General features: G+C 55.4%; 17 protein-coding genes. 10 read left to right on the top strand and 7 right to left on the bottom strand.

The window, feature by feature from the left end; genetic code table 11:
- Positions 1-146: 146 nt before the first annotated feature.
- The gene (locus tag QOT07_RS23965) at positions 147-593 is read right to left on the bottom strand and encodes a nuclear transport factor 2 family protein (RefSeq protein WP_207979781.1); all 447 of its coding nucleotides are present in this window, start codon (positions 591-593) and stop codon (positions 147-149) included.
- Between the two features lie 365 nt (positions 594-958).
- Between QOT07_RS23965 and QOT07_RS23970 the strand changes: the two genes are divergently transcribed.
- Positions 959-1,822, top strand: coding sequence for a helix-turn-helix domain-containing protein (locus QOT07_RS23970; protein WP_283604061.1), 864 nt, complete (start codon positions 959-961; stop codon positions 1,820-1,822).
- A gap of 60 nt (positions 1,823-1,882) precedes the next feature.
- On the opposite strand, the gene QOT07_RS23975 is transcribed toward QOT07_RS23970, so the two are convergent.
- Positions 1,883-3,082, bottom strand: a complete 1,200-nt coding sequence (locus tag QOT07_RS23975) for a BaiN/RdsA family NAD(P)/FAD-dependent oxidoreductase (protein WP_283604063.1) — start codon at positions 3,080-3,082, stop codon at positions 1,883-1,885.
- Positions 3,083-3,383: 301 nt separating this feature from the next.
- Between QOT07_RS23975 and pitA the strand changes: the two genes are divergently transcribed.
- A complete protein-coding gene (gene pitA / locus QOT07_RS23980) occupies positions 3,384-4,886 on the top strand; it encodes an inorganic phosphate transporter PitA (RefSeq protein WP_099063443.1) in 1,503 nt (500 codons plus the stop codon).
- A 74-nt stretch (positions 4,887-4,960) separates the two neighbouring features.
- Here pitA and uspB read toward each other — a convergent pair whose 3' ends face one another.
- On the bottom strand, positions 4,961-5,296 hold the full coding sequence (gene uspB / locus QOT07_RS23985) for a universal stress protein UspB (protein WP_283604065.1): 336 nt from the start codon (positions 5,294-5,296) through the stop codon (positions 4,961-4,963).
- 609 nt (positions 5,297-5,905) lie between these two features.
- Between uspB and uspA the strand changes: the two genes are divergently transcribed.
- From uspA to QOT07_RS24025, 8 genes are all read left to right on the top strand, one after another.
- On the top strand, positions 5,906-6,352 hold the full coding sequence (gene uspA / locus QOT07_RS23990) for a universal stress protein UspA (protein ID WP_044554836.1): 447 nt from the start codon (positions 5,906-5,908) through the stop codon (positions 6,350-6,352).
- Between the two features lie 265 nt (positions 6,353-6,617).
- On the top strand, positions 6,618-7,961 hold the full coding sequence (gene gdhA, locus QOT07_RS23995; protein WP_283604066.1) for an NADP-specific glutamate dehydrogenase: 1,344 nt from the start codon (positions 6,618-6,620) through the stop codon (positions 7,959-7,961).
- A gap of 338 nt (positions 7,962-8,299) precedes the next feature.
- Positions 8,300-9,286, top strand: a complete 987-nt coding sequence (locus tag QOT07_RS24000) for an autoinducer 2 ABC transporter substrate-binding protein (protein WP_085119918.1) — start codon at positions 8,300-8,302, stop codon at positions 9,284-9,286.
- A gap of 99 nt (positions 9,287-9,385) precedes the next feature.
- On the top strand, positions 9,386-10,885 hold the full coding sequence (locus tag QOT07_RS24005) for a sugar ABC transporter ATP-binding protein (protein ID WP_261427786.1): 1,500 nt from the start codon (positions 9,386-9,388) through the stop codon (positions 10,883-10,885).
- A complete protein-coding gene (locus QOT07_RS24010) occupies positions 10,878-11,867 on the top strand; it encodes an ABC transporter permease (protein ID WP_099063440.1) in 990 nt (329 codons plus the stop codon). The genes QOT07_RS24005 and QOT07_RS24010 overlap by 8 nt, the downstream gene beginning before the upstream one ends.
- Before the next feature lies 1 nt (position 11,868).
- The gene (locus tag QOT07_RS24015; RefSeq protein WP_283604067.1) at positions 11,869-12,822 is read left to right on the top strand and encodes an ABC transporter permease; all 954 of its coding nucleotides are present in this window, start codon (positions 11,869-11,871) and stop codon (positions 12,820-12,822) included.
- Between the two features lie 13 nt (positions 12,823-12,835).
- Entirely contained in the window at positions 12,836-14,473 is a 1,638-nt protein-coding gene (locus QOT07_RS24020; RefSeq protein WP_261427788.1) for an FGGY-family carbohydrate kinase, read from the top strand.
- Positions 14,473-15,072, top strand: coding sequence for a KpsF/GutQ family sugar-phosphate isomerase (locus QOT07_RS24025; RefSeq protein WP_283604068.1), 600 nt, complete (start codon positions 14,473-14,475; stop codon positions 15,070-15,072). Before QOT07_RS24020 ends, QOT07_RS24025 begins: the two co-directional genes overlap by 1 nt.
- A gap of 56 nt (positions 15,073-15,128) precedes the next feature.
- On the opposite strand, the gene QOT07_RS24030 is transcribed toward QOT07_RS24025, so the two are convergent.
- The 4 genes from QOT07_RS24030 to QOT07_RS24045 form a co-directional block, all read right to left on the bottom strand.
- Complete coding sequence (locus QOT07_RS24030; RefSeq protein ID WP_283604069.1) at positions 15,129-17,027, bottom strand: bifunctional metallophosphatase/5'-nucleotidase; 1,899 nt, start codon at positions 17,025-17,027, stop codon at positions 15,129-15,131.
- A gap of 193 nt (positions 17,028-17,220) precedes the next feature.
- Positions 17,221-17,973 (bottom strand): 16S rRNA (guanine(1516)-N(2))-methyltransferase RsmJ, encoded by a 753-nt coding sequence (gene rsmJ, locus QOT07_RS24035; protein ID WP_219017175.1) that lies wholly within the window; start codon positions 17,971-17,973, stop codon positions 17,221-17,223.
- An 8-nt stretch (positions 17,974-17,981) separates the two neighbouring features.
- On the bottom strand, positions 17,982-20,024 hold the full coding sequence (gene prlC, locus QOT07_RS24040; protein WP_283604070.1) for an oligopeptidase A: 2,043 nt from the start codon (positions 20,022-20,024) through the stop codon (positions 17,982-17,984).
- A 91-nt stretch (positions 20,025-20,115) separates the two neighbouring features.
- The gene (locus tag QOT07_RS24045; protein ID WP_283604072.1) at positions 20,116-20,796 is read right to left on the bottom strand and encodes a GntR family transcriptional regulator; all 681 of its coding nucleotides are present in this window, start codon (positions 20,794-20,796) and stop codon (positions 20,116-20,118) included.
- Positions 20,797-20,800: the final 4 nt, after the last annotated feature.

Here is a 20,800-nt window from a genome sequence, read left to right on the forward strand (position 1 = left end):
TTTTGGTTTATTTTGTTAACGGCCGGAGGGAATGTTGGGATTTGAAAGAAAAAACTCATGGGGTTCTTTATGATTATTGCTATTTATTATGAATGTTGCGCGTCATGTAGAAAATAACGCGCAACAAATGTAAATCCGGGAAAATATCAGGCTGATTTTACGGTTATCGCGCCAAACACCATCATCGCGTAAAATCCGTCCCAGTACTCTTCAAAATACGTTATTTTTCCATGATGGACTTCTACAAATGCGTGAATATCCTGATGGTAGGGTTTATTATCGGGAACCGTAATTGCATCCCCGGTGTATTCGAACAGAAACTTTTTAGATCCACTCAGTGAGTAACACCCCCAATCACTCAAGGGATTAATTTTGTAATCACGTAATGCAGACTGCAAGCCCTTGGCATATTTTAAAATCGCGGCCCTGCCTTCAATTCTTTTAGGGAACCCGTAGGCTTCACCTGGCGCGTAAGGAAACTCAATAACAGCATCCTCAGCAAACAAATCGATGATCTTTTCCGGATTATTGGCAAAGTTATCCAACATCTTTTTCATCAGTTCCGCGGCATGTTTTAAATCGTCATGGTGCATAATTTGTTTCCTCTATTTGATAGCTAAGTTCATCTAGTTCCTCTTGAACCAGGGGATCCCCCTTAGCTGCAAGAAAACTCCGACAAATACGACCACCTATACATCAGTTAAATTATAGGTTAACAAAATGTTGTAAACATACCGAAGAACAAATGTAAAATTACATCATGTAATATATACATCCTGAAATGGTTAACCCCAATAGCAAGAAATTAAAATTAACACTATTTTTATTGCGAAATATCATATCAGAAGGGAATATTTATTAACGCAGCCAATGGAGTAGGCATAATCGCAATATCAGGCGGTTGCTACGCACAGGTAATCATAATAAATAGCACAGGATTTACTTGAGAAGGTTAAGGATGAAATCTGACGGGCTGGTTTATACCAACGAAAAAGAATTACAGCGCTCTTCACGTTGCTGGGACTATGGCCGGGTCGATCTCGTACGAGTCAGCGGCCCTCATGAAGCTCGTCTGATTCGTCCAGCCCATACGTTGATCGTCTATGACGGCTATCACTCGGTCGATGGCAGCACAACCATCAGCGGTGATGTTTGGTTCGACCAAAAACGCACGTCGGCAACGCGGGTTATAGGTCAGGTCGCCGATATCATTCCAGCGGGATGCGATTTTGACGCCATGAGCTATGCCGAAGGCACATTAAGCTATACCGCAATCTCGATTTCACCACGGTTGATTGAGTTAATGCCTGGCGGAAAAGCAGGCCTGATCATTGAACCTGGGGCAAACCTGCGCAACCCGGTGCTTAAACAGTTATGCCTTGGTCTGCAGCAAAGTGACAGCGAGCTGCACGCCGCTTCACTGATGATTGCCATGTTGGCTGAAGCTGCACGTTATCAGCACGCGGCAATACCGGACCGGCAACACCGTGAAATTCTTTCCCGGCCGGTGCGCGAACTGCTGGCCAGTTATATAGAAGACAACCTGGGTGAGAATATTACCTTGCAGGCCCTGGCGAAGATTGCCAACCTGAGCATTTTTCATTTTTCTCGTGCCTTTCGGCAACACTTTGGCCTGCCGCCCTACCAATATGTTTTATCACGCCGCCTGGAACGGGCCCGCCAGCAAGTCACCCAAACAACTCTCACCCTGACCGCCATTGCCCTGCAGTGCGGTTTTAGTTCACCCGGGCAATTCAGCACCCAATTTCGCCGTTACTTTGGCCAGACGCCTTCCGCTATGCGGAATAATCTTGGGAGGTAAGTACCACCAGGCCTCCCATCGGCTGGCACCAGCGCAATCTACATTGCCATTCGCCGGACTTTATTGCCCCTGCACAGCCAAAGCCTGAGCACAGGCCCAGGCCGAGCTCCAGGCCCACTGGAAGTTATAGCCCCCCAGCCACCCTGTCACATCCACCACTTCGCCGATAAAGTACAGGCCCGGCACCTTGGCGGCCTCCATCGTCTTGGAAGAAAGCTCTTTGGTATCCACACCGCCGAGCGTCACTTCTGCAGTACGGTAGCCTTCGGTGCCGTTCGGCTGCACGCGCCAATTCTGCAAAGTATCTACCAGCTCAGCCTGCTGCGTCGGGTTCAACTGCTTCAGCGTGACTTCCGGTAATTGCCCTAACGTCTGCAGACACTCCACCAGACGCTTCGGCAGGTGTAGCGCAAGGGTGTTTTTCAGGCTTTGATTCGGGTGGGCCTGGCGTTGCTCGTTAAGGAAGTCCGCCAGATCAAGCGCAGGAAGTAAGTTAACGCTTACAAACTCACCGGGTTGCCAGTAGCTGGAAAGTTGTAATACCGCCGGACCAGACAGGCCACGGTGGGTGAAAAGCAGGCTTTCGCGGAAGCTGACGCCATTTTCGGCAGTGATCACCGCAGGCACAGAGACACCAGACAGGGCCTGCAGATGTTCCAGCAACGGTTTATGCAGCGTAAAAGGCACCAGCGCGGCACGCGTCGGCAGTACTTTCAGGCCAAACTGCTCCGCCAGCTTGTAGCCGAACGGCGTAGCCCCCAGTCCCGGCATCGACAGACCACCGCTGGCCACCACAAGTGAGCGAGCACTCACTTTCTCGCCATTCAGTGCCAGTTCGAAGCCTTCGGCGGTTTTTTCGACGCCCAGCACTTCGCTACGCAGGCGCGTTGTCACCTGACCCAGCTCACACTCTTTGAGCAGCAGTTCGACCACCTGCTGCGCCGAGTCGTCGCAGAACAGTTGCCCCAGCGTTTTCTCGTGGTAGGCAATGCCGTGGCGGTTGATCAGATCGATAAAATCCCACTGGGTGTAACGCGCCAGTGCCGATTTACAAAAATGCGGGTTATTCGACAGGTAAGCGGCCGGTTCGGTGTACATATTGGTAAAGTTACAGCGCCCGCCGCCGGACATCAGGATTTTGCGGCCCGGTTTTTTGCCGTTGTCGAGCAGCAGCACCCGGCAACCGAGTTGCCCTGCCTGCGCCGCGCAAAACATGCCCGCTGCGCCCGCACCTATTACCACGACATCAAACTGTTCCACCTGCGCCTCTCTGAATAAAAATCACAATCGCGACAAAAGGCCGCCATATTAAGCCGAATCGCTACCGGTAACCGGCAACTTTACGGCGGCAGATTGTAAAGCCATGACACCGACAACACCATAGTAAGAAAATATTACAACGGGCAAGACAGCATAACGCACTGATATTTCATATCTTTGTCATACCACTGCCATCATTTCGTCATATCTAAATCAAAAAAACGTCATATTTTCCTTTTCCCCGGCCCCGGTTGTCACGGATAATGCGCGGCGTTCATGTCCACAAACTGGCGTAACGCTTATGCTGCATTTGTTCGCTGGCCTGGATTTCCATACCGGCCTGATGTTAATTCTCGCATTGTTGTTCGTGTTGTTTTATGAAGCCATTAACGGTTTTCATGATACGGCCAATGCGGTTGCTACAGTAATCTATACCCGTGCCATGCGCTCGCAACTTGCGGTCGTGATGGCTGGTTTGTTCAACTTTCTTGGCGTAATGCTCGGTGGTTTGAGTGTTGCTTACGCCATTGTTCACCTGTTGCCAACAGATCTGTTGTTGAACGTCAGTTCAGCACACGGATTAGCCATGGTATTTTCCATGCTGCTGGCGGCTATTATCTGGAATCTCGGCACCTGGTATTTCGGTCTGCCGGCCTCCAGTTCCCATACGCTGATTGGCGCAATTATTGGTGTGGGTTTAACCAACGCACTGATGACCCACACTTCGGTGGTGGATGCGCTTAACGTCCCGAAAATGATTGGTATTTTCCTGTCATTGCTCATCTCGCCGCTGGTTGGCATGATGGTCGCCGGGTTGATGGTGTTTGCCTTGCGCCGCTATTGGAGTGGCACCAAGAAACGCCAGCGTATCCACATGACGCCTGCTGAACGTGAAAAGGTCGACGGCAAACGCAAGCCGCCGTTCTGGACCCGTATCGCACTGATCCTGTCGGCTATCGGTGTCAGCTTCTCGCACGGCGCCAACGACGGCCAGAAAGGTATCGGCCTGATTATGCTGGTGCTGATCGGCGTGGCTCCGGCCGGCTTCGTGCTTAATATGAATGCAACCGGTTATGACATCACCCGTACGCGTGATGCCGTTGCCCACCTGCAGCAATATTACCAACAGCACAGTGACGCCCTGTCACATGTGGTGGCTCTGACTCCGTTGGTGCCAAGCCCGGATGAGGACGTCTCGCCGGATAAACCCGTCGAGTTCCATTGTGACAGTGCCCGCGCCATGCCGGCGATTCAGCTTGCCTCAGGTTTGCTGAACAACCTGCAAAGTTACGATCAACTGACGGTAGATCAACGCAGCCACCTGCGTCGCCTGCTGATGTGCGTAACGGATACCGCGGACAAGGTCGCCAAACTGCCGGAAACCTCTAGCCAGGACCAACGCTTCCTGAAAAACCTGCGTCAGGATCTGCTGCAAACCGTTGAGTATGCACCGATCTGGATTATCGTCGCGGTAGCTCTGGCGTTGTCACTCGGTACTATGGTGGGTTGGCAGCGCGTTGCGACTACCATTGGCGAGAAGATCGGTAAGAAGGGCATGACCTACGCTCAGGGCGTGTCGGCTCAGATGACCGCAGCCTTGTCGATTGGTGTGGCCAGCTATACCGGTATGCCGGTTTCCACCACCCACGTCCTCTCTTCGGCAGTCGCCGGGACGATGATTGTGGACGGCGGCGGTGTGCAGAGTAAAACCGTGAAGAACATCCTGTTGGCCTGGTTATTGACCCTGCCAATCTCGATTCTACTTTCCGGTTCGCTGTACTGGTTGGCGCTTAAAGTGATTTAAGCAGCTCGCTCCATGTGAAAGGCGGCCCTGGTGGCCGCCTTTTCTTTGTCTGTCGTCGGCAAAACCGGCCGGATTTAATACCAAATCATCAACGCCAGTAGGCTGATCACCACCAGTCCACACAGCGCGGAGGTCAGCATAAACTGCCCGCGTAACCGCTCACAGCGGCGAATAAACTCCGGATCGTGATGTTCTGTATAGCGCTGCGAGAAGATATAGCGCACCAGCCGTATCTGTTTACTCGGCTGACCGTGGGCGGTAAAGAAACCACCGCCGTCGACATACTGATACAGCAGCGGGTCGCAGCCGCGCAAAACCACTAACAGCGCGCGCAGAGAAGAGTAATACCGCACCATGTTTAACACACACACCACACACAGAGCCCAAAACAGCGCGACGGTACTGATCATGATTGCCTCCTCAAGGCGTTGTTATCCACGGCGCTCCGCCGGGTCCAACTGCCCTACCTCTATACCATTACTGCGGGAGCCTACCGCTCCGATCCCCTTGGCACCGCACAGGCCGCGCAAAACCCACTGCCTCTGGAGGTCACCCATCGTTATGCAGATGCACATCTCGCAGGTTTGGCTCAGAGGAGTAATGATAAGGCCCATATTCATTATTGTAGGTTATTGAAACGCAACTGGCCTGAGCAGTAGATAAAATTTACCGTAACCCGCCAATTTGTCATCTATCGATTGGTTATATCTGATTCCCGCCCTGACTGATGGCTGACGGCCTTTTCCCCTGCCCAATGGGCTATTTGGGACTATACTCTGTTTAAGAATGCTTATATTTCAATCGGTCAACCTGCCAATAGCACCACGGGCGATAGGATTTTCTGCCGGGCGGGTGTAAAACTGACAGAGTAGCGATAAAGAGATTTTTTGATGCGGTGCAGTGTGATCGCCCCAACATATCATTATGTTATCTGAATGATAAAATGAAACCTAAAGCGCCAGGCTGGTACGCTGATGCCTGCTAACTTTTAATCGGCATTATATGGAAGGAGTATTCTCATGGCTTACAAACACATTCTGATCGCGGTAGACCTATCCCCGGAAAGCAAAATTCTGGTAGAAAAAGCCGTATCTATGGCGCGTCCGTACAACGCCAAAGTTTCCCTGATCCACGTAGATGTTAACTATTCCGACCTGTATACCGGCCTGATCGACGTTAATCTCGGCGATATGCAAAAACGTATCTCGGAAGAAACGCATCACGCCTTGACCGAACTGTCACAAAACGCCGGCTATCCGATTACCGAAACCCTGAGCGGCAGCGGCGATTTGGCGCAGGTGCTGGTCGATGCTATCAAGAAATACGATATGGACCTGGTCCTGTGCGGCCACCACCAGGATTTCTGGAGCAAGCTGATGTCCTCCGCACGCCAGTTGATCAACACCGTGCATATCGACATGCTGATCGTGCCGCTACGTGACGAAGAAGAAAAAGCTGAAGATTAAGTAAGCGCCCACTAACATTAGTCCCCAACGCCCGCAGCCGCGGGCGTTTTTCGTTCTTCCGCCATCATTAATCGCTTGATAATCAACCGCCCTCCAGTGATATAGTCGCTAAAGACACAACATCATTCCCCACGCTTTACCCATACCAATATCTATAAAAATAGTGGGGGAATTCAACAATATTACCCTATGAATTTCAGGCTGTAGCTAGGCCGTGAATAACAACGCTACAGCCTGAAAGGCGACGGGTATAAAGGAGTTATCCATGGAACATGCCTTATCGGTAGAATCATTCTTGTCCTCACTACAACAGCATAATCCTCATCAGCCAGAATTTTTACAGGCGGTCAGAGAAGTCTTCACCTCGCTGTGGCCGTTTATCGAGCGCAACCCGCGTTATCGTGAATACGCCCTGCTGGAGCGCTTGGTTGAGCCGGAACGCACCATTCAGTTCCGGGTCAGTTGGGTGGACGATCGCGGCCAGGTACAGGTTAACCGCGCCTGGCGCGTGCAGTTCAACTCCGCCATTGGGCCCTATAAAGGTGGCATGCGTTTTCACCCGTCGGTCAATTTATCGATCCTGAAATTCCTCGGTTTTGAACAAACCTTCAAAAATGCACTGACCACATTGCCAATCGGCGGCGGGAAAGGCGGTTCGGACTTTGATCCGAAAGGCAAAAGCCAGGCGGAGATCATGCGTTTCTGCCAGTCGCTGATGACCGAGTTGTACCGCCATCTGGGGCCAGACACCGACGTGCCCGCCGGAGATATCGGCGTTGGCGGTCGTGAGGTCGGCTTTATGAGCGGCATGATGAAGAAGCTGTCCAACAACACCGCCTGCGTGTTTACCGGCAAGGGGTTGTCATTCGGTGGCAGTTTGATCCGCCCGGAAGCCACCGGCTATGGCCTGGTGTACTTCACCGACGCCATGCTGCAGCGTCACGGATTAGGCTTTGAAGGCATGCGGGTGGCGGTATCCGGATCAGGCAATGTGGCGCAGTACACCATTGAGAAAGCGCTTGAGCTGGATGCGCGCGTCATCACCGTGTCTGACTCCGGCGGCACCCTGGTCGACGAAGCCGGTTTCACCACTGAAAAACTGGCCCATTTGGTGGAGATCAAGAATCAGCGCTATGGCCGGGTGGAAGATTACGCCCGCGAGCGCGGCCTGACCTATCTGGCCGGTCAGCAGCCATGGAGCATCCCGGTGGATATCGCCCTACCGTGCGCCACCCAAAACGAGCTGGATCTGGAAGCCGCCCAAATGCTGATCCGTAACGGGGTAAAAGCCGTGGCCGAGGGCGCCAATATGCCGACCACCATTCAGGCGACAGACGCATTCCTGGACGCCGGCGTGTTGTTTGCCCCTGGCAAAGCCGCCAACGCCGGTGGGGTCACGACCTCCGGCCTGGAGATGGCGCAGAATGCCGCGCGCATCGGCTGGCGAGCGGAGAAAGTGGATGTACGTTTACAACATATCATGGCGGATATTCATCACGCCTGCGTGGAATACGGCGGTGAGGGCAAGCAAACTCACTACGTACACGGCGCCAATATTGCCGGATTCGTCAAGGTTGCCGACGCCATGCTGGCGCAGGGCGTGCTGTAATCACCCAATAAGGTGATGTTGTTCACACATTGCTTAAATGTTTCAATGCCGGCGCTCAGACCGGCATTTTTTACGCCAAAAAGCGACGTTCCTTCGCTCCAATCATTGCAAATATGTAAAATAATATGAGTTATATTGTTAATTAACTGATGATTTTAGGTGGTAAAATTACCACCCCTAAATTATTAAACATTTAATTAACATAAAAACCGCTATAATTTTACCTCAATGTGCACAGCTCACAGTTTTCAAATTCGGGTTACGCCCCCTCTTCCTTTCCTTTGTAATCTGCTCAGGTGGAAAAACAACCACCCCTACAGATAAAAAAGGTACAGCGAATGAAATTTAACCTCGCATTATTAAATGCATGTGTGGTTTCTGCGTGCATGTTATCAACAACACCTGCCTTAGCTGCTGAAAAGTACGAGATCGCCGTGGTTGCCAAAGTGACCGGCATTCCCTGGTTCAACCGTATGGAAGTCGGCGTCAACGAAGCGGCGAAAAAGCTCGACGTTAATGCCTACCAGACCGGGCCTTCTACCCCAGACCCGGCAGCACAGGTCAAAGTGATTGAAGACCTGATCGCCAAAAACGTTAACGCCATCATCGTGGTGCCTAACGACGCCAAGGTACTGGAACCGGTGCTGAAGAAAGCCCGCGAGAAAGGCATCGTGGTACTGACCCATGAATCCCCGGACCAGCAGATTGGCCAGTGGGACATTGAAACCATCGACAGCGAGAAGTATGCGCAGGCCAACGTCGATGAGCTGGCAAAAGACATGGGCGGCAAAGGTGGCTATGCCATTTACGTCGGCTCGCTGACCGTGCCGCTGCACAACGCCTGGGCGGATTCCGCCATCAAGTACCAGAAAGCCAAATACCCGGACATGTTCGAAGTGACTTCGCGCCTGCCGGTGGCGGAAAGTATCGATAAATCCTACGCCACTACGCTGGATTTGATGAAAACCTATCCGCAGATGAAAGGCATTATCGGTTTCGGCTCCCTCGGCCCGATCGGTGCCGGTCAGGCGGTCGCCAAGAAGCGCGCCAAGGACAAAATTGCCGTGGTGGGTATTGCCATGCCGGCGCAAGCCGCACCTTACCTGATGCGCGGCGACATCAAGAAAGCGCTGCTGTGGGACCCGAAAGATGCCGGCTACGCGCTGGTGACCGTCGCCGACCAACTGTTGCAGGGCAAGGAAGTGACCAAAGATTTGTCGATCGAAGGTTTGGGTAAAGCCGACGTCGATATGGATAAGAAAGTGATTCGGTTTAATAAAATTCTTGAAGTTACCAAAGATAATGCCAAATCACTGGGTTTTTAACCTTAAGTAATATTTCGCCACACCGGGAAAATCATTAAATAACGTCGGCGCGCAGCCCACCGCGCCCGACGATAATAAAAACCTGCACAGGTTAACGCTATGACCACATCCACCGCATTTATCAGCCTGGAAAATATCAGTAAACAATTTCCAGGCGTGCTGGCACTGGACCAGATCAACCTGACTCTAAATAAAGGCGAAGTGCACTGCCTGGCCGGACAAAATGGCTGTGGTAAAAGCACCATAATTAAAATTATTTCCGGCGTTTACCAGCCGGAAAAAGGCGCCAATATTTCACTGGAAGGCAAACTGTTTCATTCCCTGACGCCGCAGCTATCCGGTTATTACGGCATTCAGGTGATTTATCAGGATCTGTCTTTATTCCCCAATCTGACGGTGGCGGAAAATATCGCCATTCACCGCTACCTGCCCGGCGGCCATTTCTGGGTACGCAAGCGGGTAATGCGTCAGACGGCACTGGACGCCATGGCGCGCGTCGGCGTGCATATCGATCCCGACAAGAAAGTCGAAAAGCTGTCGATTGCCGATCGGCAACTGGTGGCGATTTGCCGCGCCATTGCCGCCGAAGCGCGGCTGGTGATCATGGATGAACCTACCGCCTCGCTGACGCGTCAGGAGGTCAACGGCCTGCTGCGGGTGGTCAACGAACTGAAAGCGGCGGGCATCTGCGTGGTGTTTGTCAGCCACCGGCTGGATGAAGTGATGGAAGTCGCCGACCGCATCAGCGTGATGCGCGACGGCAAGCTGGTCGGCACTTACCCGGCAAGTGAGCTGGACAGTCATGAACTGGCGTTCCTGATGACGGGCCAACGCTTTCACTACAGCCAGTTACCCCCACGGGCAGAAGCCGACGGTGCGCCGCGACTCGAAGTGCGCAATCTCAGCCGACGTGGCAAATATCAGGACATCAATCTTTCCCTGCACGGCGGCGAGATCGTTTCGATCGTCGGGTTGCTTGGCGCAGGGCGCACCGAGCTGTGCCTCAGCCTGTTCGGCATGACCCGGCCAGACAGCGGTGAGATCAGGATCGACGGCCAACCGGTACGGCTGCACAACAACCGCGAAGCGGTGCGCCAGGGCATCGGCTATGTGTCGGAGGATCGTCTGACGCAGGGATTGATCATGGAGCAGTCGATCTACGACAACACCATCGTCACGGTGTTTGATCAACTGCATACCCCGCTCGGGCTGCTGGATCATGCCAAAGCCGCCGGGTTGGTTAACCGGCTGATCCGCGATCTGAACATCAAGGTGTCCGACAGCGCGCTGCCGGTCAAAACCCTGTCCGGCGGCAACGCCCAGCGTATCGCCATCGCCAAATGGGTAGCGACGCAGCCGAAGATCCTGATCCTCGACTCGCCGACCGTTGGGGTAGATATCGCCAACAAAGAGGGGATCTACCAGATCGCCAAAGATCTGGCGGCACTCGGCATGGCGGTGTTGATGATCTGCGACGAGATCCCGGAAGCCTATTACAACAGCCATCGGGTGATGGTGATGCGCAAAGGCGAGTTGATCGCCGAGTTTTCGCCGCACCACAGTACCGAACAACAGATCGCCGAGGTGGTGAATGGATAAGTCATTACTGGCCCGCCTGGCCGGGCGGCATGAGTTTTACCTTGGCCTGCTGGTGTTGCTGCTGGCCATCGGCCTGAGCGTCAGCACCAGCGAATTTCTGACGCTGGGCAACCTGACCGATGTGGCCACCAGCTACGCCATTCTCGGCATTCTCGCCTGCGGCCTGTTCGTGGTGCTGATTGCCGGCGGTATCGACATTTCGTTCCCGGCGATCACCGCTATCGCCCAGTACGTGATGGCCAGTTGGGTGATCCAGCACGGCGGCGGTTTCCCGCTGGCGTTCGTTCTGGCAATGGGCGTCGGTCTGCTGCTCGGATTGGTGAACGGTTTTCTGGTCTACTGGCTGAAAGTGCCGGCGATCATCATCACCATCGCCACGCTGAACCTGTTCTACGGCCTGCTGGTGTACGCCACCAACGGCACCTGGCTGTATGGATTCCCCGATTGGTTTATGGACGGCATCAGTTGGTTCTCGTTCCAGGGCACTGATGGCTATGACTACGGCTTGACGCTGCCGCTGCTGTGCCTGCTGGCAGTGATTATCGTCACCGGCGTGCTGATGAACTTCACGCGTCTCGGCCGCCAGATTTTTGCCATGGGCGGTAACCGCGATGCGGCGTCGCGCCTGGGGCTGAACCTGCTGCGGCTGCACTTCTACGTTTACGGTTACATGGGCATTCTGGCTGGCATTGCCGCGGTGGTACAGGCGCAGATCACTCAGTCGGTGGCCCCCAATTCGCTGCTCGGCTTCGAACTGACGGTACTGGCGGCGGTGGTACTGGGCGGCACCAGCATGACCGGCGGCCGCGGCTCGCTGACCGGTACGCTGCTGGGTGTGGTGCTGCTTGCCTTCCTGCAGAACGGTCTGACGCTGCTTAGCGTATCGGCCTATTGGCACCAGGTATTCAGCGGCGCGATCATTTTGATCAGCATCAGCAGCACCGCCTGGAATGAAAAACGCAAGCTGGCCAAGGAGCTATAACATGATCCAGTTAACCCACCTGATCCCAAACGATCGGATCATCCGCCTGCAAAGCGCGATCATTATCATCGTGGCGCTGCTGTTCGCCGGGCTGCTTGGATCGCGTTTCTTCAGCCTCGGTAATTTCCAGTCGATCGCCTCGCAATTGCCGATCCTCGGCATGTTGGCGCTGGGCATGGGTATTACCATGCTGACCGGCGGTATCAATCTGTCGATTATCGCCGGGGCCAACGCCTGCTCGCTAGTGATGGCGGCCGTTATCGTCAGCCACCCGGATCAACCGCTGTTTCTGGTGCTGGCGCTGCTGGCCGGGTTACTCGTCGCCGTCGCCATTGGCGCGCTTAACGGCGTGCTGGTCGCCTGGGTCGGCGTTTCGCCGATCCTTGCCACACTCGGCACCATGACGCTGATCACCGGCCTGAACATTCTGCTGTCCAACGGCGCGGTGATCTCCGGTTTCCCGGCGGCCATTCAGTATCTCGGCAACGGCAGCCTGCTCGGCATTCCGGTGGCACTGCTGCTGTTCCTGCTGGTCTCGGTGAGCCTGTGGCTGCTGCTGGAGCACACCACGCTGGGACGTAGCCTGTATCTGGTCGGCTCCAACGAGCAGGCCACCCGTTTCAGCGGGGTGAACACCGCCCGGGTGCAAATCGCGGTGTATATCCTGTCGGCCCTGCTCGGCTGGGGTGCCGCACTGCTGATGATGGCCAAATTCAACTCGGCCAAGGCTGGCTACGGCGAATCCTATCTGCTGGTGACCATTCTGGCCTCGGTGCTGGGGGGGATTAACCCGGATGGCGGATTTGGCCGGGTGCTCGGGCTGGTGCTGGCACTGATTGTGCTGCAAATGCTGGAGAGCGGCCTCAACCTGCTGGGCGTCAGCAGCTATCTGACCATGGCCCTGTGGGGTGCGGTGCTGATCTTGTTTATCGCATTACAGAATCGAAAAGCCTGACTGGAGAAAAATAATGGCGAGCTATTTTATTGGCGTAGATGTAGGCACCGGGAGTGCGCGCGCAGGGGTATTCGATCTCAACGGCCACATGGTCGGACAGGCCAGCCGAACCATCGATCTGTACCGCCCGAAGGCCGACTTTGTTGAACAGTCCTCGGACAATATCTGGCAGGCGGTGTGCAACGCAGTACGTGATGCGGTCAATCAGGCCGACATCAACCCGATCCAGGTCAAAGGGCTGGGCTTTGACGCCACCTGCTCCCTGGTGGTGCTGGACAAAGAGGGTAAGCCGTTGACCGTCAGCCCTTCCGGCCGTACCGAGCAGAACATTATCGTGTGGATGGATCACCGGGCGATCACCCAGGCCGAGCGCATAAATGCCACCAAACACCGGGTACTGGATTTCGTCGGCGGCATCATCTCGCCGGAAATGCAGACCCCCAAAATGCTGTGGCTGAAGCAGCATATGCCGACCACCTGGGCCAATGCCGGTTACCTGTTTGACCTGCCGGACTTTCTGACCTGGCGCGCCACTCAGGACGCCACCCGTTCGTTGTGTTCGACGGTGTGCAAATGGACTTATCTCGGCCATGAACAACGCTGGGACAAGAGCTATTTCAAACAGATTGGGCTGGAAGAGGTGCTGGAACACGATGCCGCCAAGATCGGCAGCGACGTCAAAATGATGGGTGAACCGCTCGGACACGGCCTCACCCAGCGCGCCGCCAGTGAGATGGGATTGATTGCCGGTACCGCGGTCAGCGTGTCGATCATTGATGCCCACGCCGGTACCCTCGGCACGCTGGGTGCCACCGGGGTTTCCGGTGAAGTGGCGGACTTTAATCGCCGCGTCGCGCTGATCGGCGGCACCTCCACCGGACATATGGCGATGTCGCGCACCGCACGCTTTATCCCCGGCGTGTGGGGGCCGTATTACTCGGCCATTCTGCCGGAATACTGGCTGAACGAAGGCGGCCAGTCCGCCACCGGTGCACTGATTGACCACATGATCCAATCGCACCCTTGTTATCAGGAGTTGCTGGCGCAGGCAAAAACGCAGGGCCTGACCATCTATGAAGTGCTGAACGCCCTGCTGCGTCGTATGGCGGGTGAGCCGGAGGACATCGCCTACCTGACCAAAGACATTCATATGCTGCCGTATTTCCACGGCAACCGCTCGCCGCGCGCCAACCCGACGCTGACCGGCACCCTGACCGGGCTGAAGCTGTCACGCACCCCGGAAGACATGGCGCTGCACTATCTGGCGACCATCCAGGCCATCGCGCTCGGCACCCGCCATATTATCGAAACCATGAACCAAAGCGGTTACAGCATTGATACCATCATGGCCAGCGGCGGCGGCACCAAGAACCCGATTTTCGTGCAGGAACATGCCAACGCCACCGGCTGTGCCATGCTGCTGCCGGAAGAGAGCGAGGCAATGCTGTTGGGCGGCGCGATGATGGGCACCGTGGCGGCCGGAGTGTTCGAAACCCTGCCGGAAGCGATGAGCGCCATGAGCCGCATCGGCAAAACCGTGACGCCGCAGACCAACAAGATCAAGCGCTATTACGATCGTAAATACCGCGTGTTCCATGAGCTGTATAACGACCACATGAAATACCGCCAACTGATGCAGGAGGAAGCCTGATGCAGCAGGAATGGCAGCGAGCCACACAGGCCTGGGCGGTCTACAGCCGGGAGTTGGCCCAGTTGGGTCAACGCATCGACGCGCAGACCTGGCAGCGGCTGCTGACCCGGTTGGCGGAGTGTCGGGGCAAGATTGTGGTCACCGGCGTCGGTACCTCCGGCATCGCAGCCCGCAAGATTGCCCATATGCTGGCCTGCGTGGAGCGGCCGGCCATCTACCTGAACGCCACCGATGCGGCGCACGGCGATCTGGGCTTTCTGCGCGGCGATGACCTGATGATTCTGATTTCGCGCGGCGGTAATTCTGACGAGTTGACCCGGCTGCTACCGACGCTGCAGGCCAAGGGCGTGCCCTTGATTGGCGTGACGGAAAATCCGGATTCGGCAATCGCCCAGGCGGCAGAGTTGGTGATCCGCACCGGGGTGGAAAATGAGATAGATCCGCTGAATATGCTGGCAACCACCTCTATCGTTCTGGTATTGGCGATTTTCGACGCGGCCTGTGCCTGTTTGATGGAACGCAGTGGCTACAACAAAGAAACGCTGCTGGCGGTACACCCAGGCGGGGATGTCGGCAAACGGTTACTGCTGGGGCATTAAGGTAACAGGGCTCAGCATGCTGAGCCCCTACACACATGCCGAGCCCGTAATCATTCTCAGGCTTTGTTAATCGCCTCGATAATCACCAACTGGTCACTCAAACGCTTTTTCGCCACCGGATCACTGGCGGCAGTTAACTGCGCCTGCAGCGCAGCCTGTTGCTGCTGACGTGCCTGTGGCTCGCTGAGCAGCAACCCTTTCACGTTGAATGACGCCACGTTGCCGTAACGCCCATCTTCACTGGTAGGTACGCTGATTTTGCCGTCGTTCAGCAGTTTTTCGACGATCTTGCGTTCGCGGTCATAACCTTCCAGCCCGACCAACTGCCAGCGCTGCACCGCCTGCCCCTGATACTGGCCTTTCTTCACCTCGGTCAGATAACGAATGGTCAGATTACGGATGGTGCCCGCCTCTTCGCCGTATTCCACCTTGCTGTCAGACAGCACCGGGAACTGCATGCCTTCCAGCGCGCCGCCTTTTTGCGTCAGGTGCCCCATGCGGTAGCTGTTCATCCCCAGACGGATTGGCGTGCTGTCTGTCACCGGCGTGCCGTCGGCCATCCGCAGGTCACGGATGCGCTGCCCGGCCGGCTGGCGCAGGTCAATTTTGTAGGTCACGCCATCGAAGAAATCATTGGTCGAGTATTTTGATGCGCGGCGCTGCGGGTTGAAACTGTAGGTCACATCGCCGTCATGCAACTGATTGAAGTAGCCCGCCGACCATTCCATGTACTTCTTCAACTCTTTGCCGCTGAGCTGATAAACGGTGATCTCGCCGCCGGCATATTGGTAGTTGAAGGCGATGTCCTTGGCGGTAATGGTACCGACGTTCAGTTTCGGCCGGTCGTTATCAATCTGCAGCGCGATCACCTGCGCCTTTGGTGCATAGTAATGCCCGGCTTCCTGATACAGCTTGCTGATGCCGGTATCCTGCACATGCACCTGCGGAATGCCTTTCACTGCATCCGGCGGCACCAGATCCTGACCGCTGAGCTGGGCAATCGGCCGATTGGCGTTGGCCCGCAAAATCTTGTGGTACGGCTGATAAATCTCTTCCAGCTTTTTATCAGACGTGATGCCTTTGATCGGATAGGTATAGCTGTCTTTGTTGATCAGCACGTACTTGCCGTTGTGCTGCTCAAACTGCAAATCGATGCGTGACAACGCGCGGCCATATTTGTCCGGTTCTGTGACGATCACCCCGTTAATCACTTCTTTATCGACTTTTACATGCATATGCCCGGCGACGATCGCTGTCAGTTCCGGGTTAGCCCGGGCAATATCACCCACGCCGGTGCCCGGCCGCTGGTTCTCATTGTCGATCCCCATGTGTGCCACCAGCACGATAGCGTCCACTTTCCCCTGGATCTGCTGGATCACCTGCTTCACCGCCTGGACCGGGTCGGTAAAGTTCAGCCCTTTCACCCGGTCGGTGCCTTTGGCGAATTCGGCAGTCATCGGCGTATCCATGCCGATAATGCCGATTTTTACCCCCTGGCGTTCGATGATTTTATACGCCGGCAGGTAGGGCTTACCGCTGTCCCACAGAATATTACCGGCCAGTGCCGTGCCCTTGAACTGGTTCAGTGAAGTGGAAAGCGGTTTGAGGCCGAAGTCGAATTCGTGGTTGCCCATCACCCAGACGTCATAGTCCAGCGCGTTAAAGCCGAGGATCATCGGGCTGGTTTTGTCGTTCTTAAAGGTCTCGACAAAGTTGCCCTGAATGGTGTCACCGGCATCTACCAGGATCACATTCGGCTGTTGGGCGCGCACCTGATGCACCTGGGTGGCAATTTGGCTCAGGCTACCGGCCAGATTTGCGGTATCGGTGGAGTAATCCCAGGGCACAAAGGTGCCGTGCAGATCAGAGGTGCCAAGAATGGTGATATTGACAGGTTCAGAGGCCATCGCAGAGGTACCCAGGCAAAGCAAAACGGCAAGGAGTGTCTTCTTCATTATCATCTAATTATAGGAGTGGAAATGAACAGGAATCATGCGATCTGGAACACAAGCTTGCCAGTATCTTTGCAAGGTAAAAAATAAAATTGGGAGGTAGATCAATGAATGCCTCCCTATTTAGCCATCTATACCCTAAATAATTGGCGTTGTATCAAGGTGGCTTGTAGGGGCGCTGCATGCTGCGCCCAAATTAACGGGGATAGGGCATGTATATATCGAAACGATGACTTTTCGTCGTCGACGCTGCATGCGCCTGTACGTTAGCCAACGGCGGGGCGTAATCCGGACGTTTCACCACCACGCGCTTGGTCGCCAGGCGGCGGGCCGGCTCCAACAGACCATCGGCGTCATCGTCGCTGCCCACCAGCGACTGGAACACCCGCATCTCTTTCTTCACCAGCGCACTTTTCTGCTTATGCGGATACATGGGATCGAGATACACCACCTCCGGGCGTGGATCAATATCACCCAACGCCGTCAGGCTGGAGGCGTGTAACAGCGTCATGCGTTCACGCAGCCACGGGCCGATCTCCGCATCCTGATAGCCGCGCTGCAGGCCGTCATCCAGCAATGCCGCGACCACCGGATTACGCTCCAGCATCCGCACCCGACAGCCCAGAGACGCCAGTACAAAGGCATCACGCCCCAAACCGGCAGTGGCATCCACCACATCAGGCCGATAACTGCCCTTGATGCCGACCGCCTTCGCCACCGCTTCACCGCGCCCTCCGCCAAACTTGCGCCGATGGGCCATAGTGCCGGAGACGAAATCGACGTAGATCGCCCCGAGTTTGGGTTCGTCACGCTTGCGCAGCTCCAGCCTTTCGGGCGTCAACACCAGCGCCATCAGCGCATCGTCGTCCGAAGTTAACTGCCAGCGTTCCGCCAGAATAGACAAGGCGCCGGGATCGGCGCCTTCTTCACACAATAAACACACGCTCACCGGTGGGGTTATCCTTTAATACCGTAATGGCGCAGCATAGCATCCAGCTGCGGCTCACGGCCACGGAAGCGTTTGAACAGTTCCATCGGTTCTTCCGAACCCCCGCGCGACAGAATGTTGTCGAGGAAGGATTTACCGGTTTCGGCGTTGAAAATGCCCTCTTCCTCAAAGCGCGAATAGGCATCGGCCGACAGCACTTCAGCCCACAGATAGCTGTAATAACCTGCCGCGTAGCCCCCGGCAAAGATATGGCTGAAAGCGTGTGGGAAACGACCCCAGCTTGGTGAAGGCACGACCGCCACCATTTTTTTCACTTCCGCCAGCGTTGGCAGGATCTGCGCGCCTTTTTCCGGGCTGTATTCGGCATGCATACGGAAATCGAACAGGCCGAACTCCAACTGACGCAGAATGAATAACGCCGCCTGGTAGTTTTTGGCTGCCAGTAACTTGTCGAGCATCTCTTTCGGCAGCGGTTCGCCGCTCTGATAATGACCGGAGATAAACGCCAGCGCTTCAGGCTCCCAGCACCAGTTTTCCATAAACTGGCTCGGCAGCTCGACCGCATCCCATGGCACACCGCTGATGCCGGAGACACCGGCGGTATCTATCTGGGTCAGCATGTGGTGCAGACCGTGACCGAACTCGTGGAACAGCGTGGTCACTTCGTTATGGGTGAACAGTGCCGGCTTGTCGCCCAACGGACGGTTGAAGTTACAGGTCAGGTAGGCGACCGGTTTTTGCAGTTCGCCGTTGGCCTTGCGCAGACTGCCGACACAGTCGTCCATCCACGCCCCGCCGCGCTTGTTTTCACGCGCATACAGGTCGAGGTAGAAGCTGCCGCGCAGTTCACCACTGGCGTCGAACAGGTCAAAGAAGCGCACCTCAGGATGCCAGGTATCCACATCCTTGCGCTCTTTGGCGGTGATGCCGTAAATGCGTTTGACCACTTCGAACAGCCCTTCCACCACGCGCTGCTCCGGGAAGTACGGACGCAATTGCTCGTCGCTGATCGAGAATAAATGCTGTTTTTGTTTTTCGCCGTAGTAGGTGATATCCCAGGCTTCCAGTTCATCCACACCGTAATGCTGTTTGGCAAAGGCGCGCAGCTGTGCCAGCTCCTGCTCGGCCTGCGGACGGGCACGCTTGGCCAGATCGCTGAGGAAACCGAGCACCTGCTCCGGGTTTTCCGCCATTTTGGTCGCCAGCGATTTGTCGGCATAGCTGTCAAAGCCCAACAGCTGGGCCAGTTCGTGGCGCAGCGCCAGCGTTTCCGCCATCACTTCGCTGTTGTCCCACTTGCCGGCATTTGGCCCCTGATCGGAGGCTCGGGTAGCAAAGGCACGATACATCTCTTCACGCAGTGCGCGGTTGTCGCCGTAGGTCAGTACCGGCAGATAGCTCGGCATATCCAGCGTCAGCAACCAGCCGTCCTGCTCTTTGGCCTGCGCCATCGCCTGAGCCTGAGCCAGCGCGCTTTCCGGCAGACCGCTCAGCTCGGCTTCACTGGTGATCAGCTTGCTCCAGCCCATGGTGGCGTCGAGCACGTTGTTACTGTAGGTGGAACCCAGCTCGGACAGGCGCGCGACGATCTCGCCGTAGCGACGCTGTTTTTCCGGTGACAGGCCAATGCCTGACAGCTCAAAATCACGCAGCGCATTTTCTACCGACTTGCGCTGTGGTGCGGTCAGCTTATCGAACGCCGCGCCTTCTTTCAGGCTGCGGTACGCCTGATACAACCCTTCGTGTTGCCCTACCCAGGTGCCGTACTCGGACAGCAACGGCAGCGCCTGCTCATAGGCCGTACGCAGTTCAGGGCTGTTTTTCACCGAATTCAAATGCCCCACCGGCGACCAGATGCGCGACAGGCGATCGTCAGACTCAGCCAGCGGCTGACACAGGTTATCCCAGGTAAATGGCCCCGGCTGCGCGACAACGCGCTCTACCGCAGCGCGGCAATCGGCCAGGGCGGATTGCACCACAGGCACGATATCTTCTGGGCGAATGGCGGAAAACGGCGGCAGGGAAAACGGGGTCAGCAACGGATTTGTCATAGGGCAGTCCTGATTAGCGTTGGGGCCCGCCGCAGCGGGCAGGCCTTAAAATGCGTATGAATATCTAACATGGAGCCAAGCAGCAGGAAAATCAATGATCGCGACTCAGGTATTCCGGTGCGATCTGTTGCAAATCATCAAACACTGACCAGACATGGGCCTTGATCAGTTCCCGTGCGGGCTGTGCCTGTCCACTGACGATCAGCTGCAACAGTTGCTGATGTTGTTCTATGGAGCGGCGAATACCCGCCACATTGACTGGTGAACACTGGCGAGCGCGATCCAGATGGGCGCGATTGGCATACAGATTATCCCACAGTGAATCCAGCGCCAATTGGTCGACCAAGCGGTGGTGGAACTCCAGATCAATGTGGAACACACTGGCATAGTCTTGCTTGCCAAAAGCACCAAGCTGGCTATCGATCAGTTTTTGGCAGGTTTTTTCCACCGCTTTACTGATACCGCTTAATGCCAATTGCTCGACGACGGCGCCTTCCAGCGCTGTACGGATAAAGGCGTTCTCCTCTACCCGTTTGACGTCTATCAGTTTTACCCGCGTATGCAGATTCGGCACCATATCGATGAAGTTATCGTGCTTCAACAAAATCAAGGCTTCTCGCAATGGCGTGGGCGATACATTCAACTCATGCGCGAGCTCGTTTTTTTCCAGAATCATTCCAGGCGCAAACTCACCATAAATAATGCGTTCTTTCAGCCAATGGTAAATTTGCATCTTGACGGGTTTTTCCCGATCCAACAGCAGCCGACTCATAACC

The sequence above is a fragment of the Serratia proteamaculans genome (assembly GCF_949794035.1).
Classification (GTDB): domain Bacteria; phylum Pseudomonadota; class Gammaproteobacteria; order Enterobacterales; family Enterobacteriaceae; genus Serratia; species Serratia proteamaculans.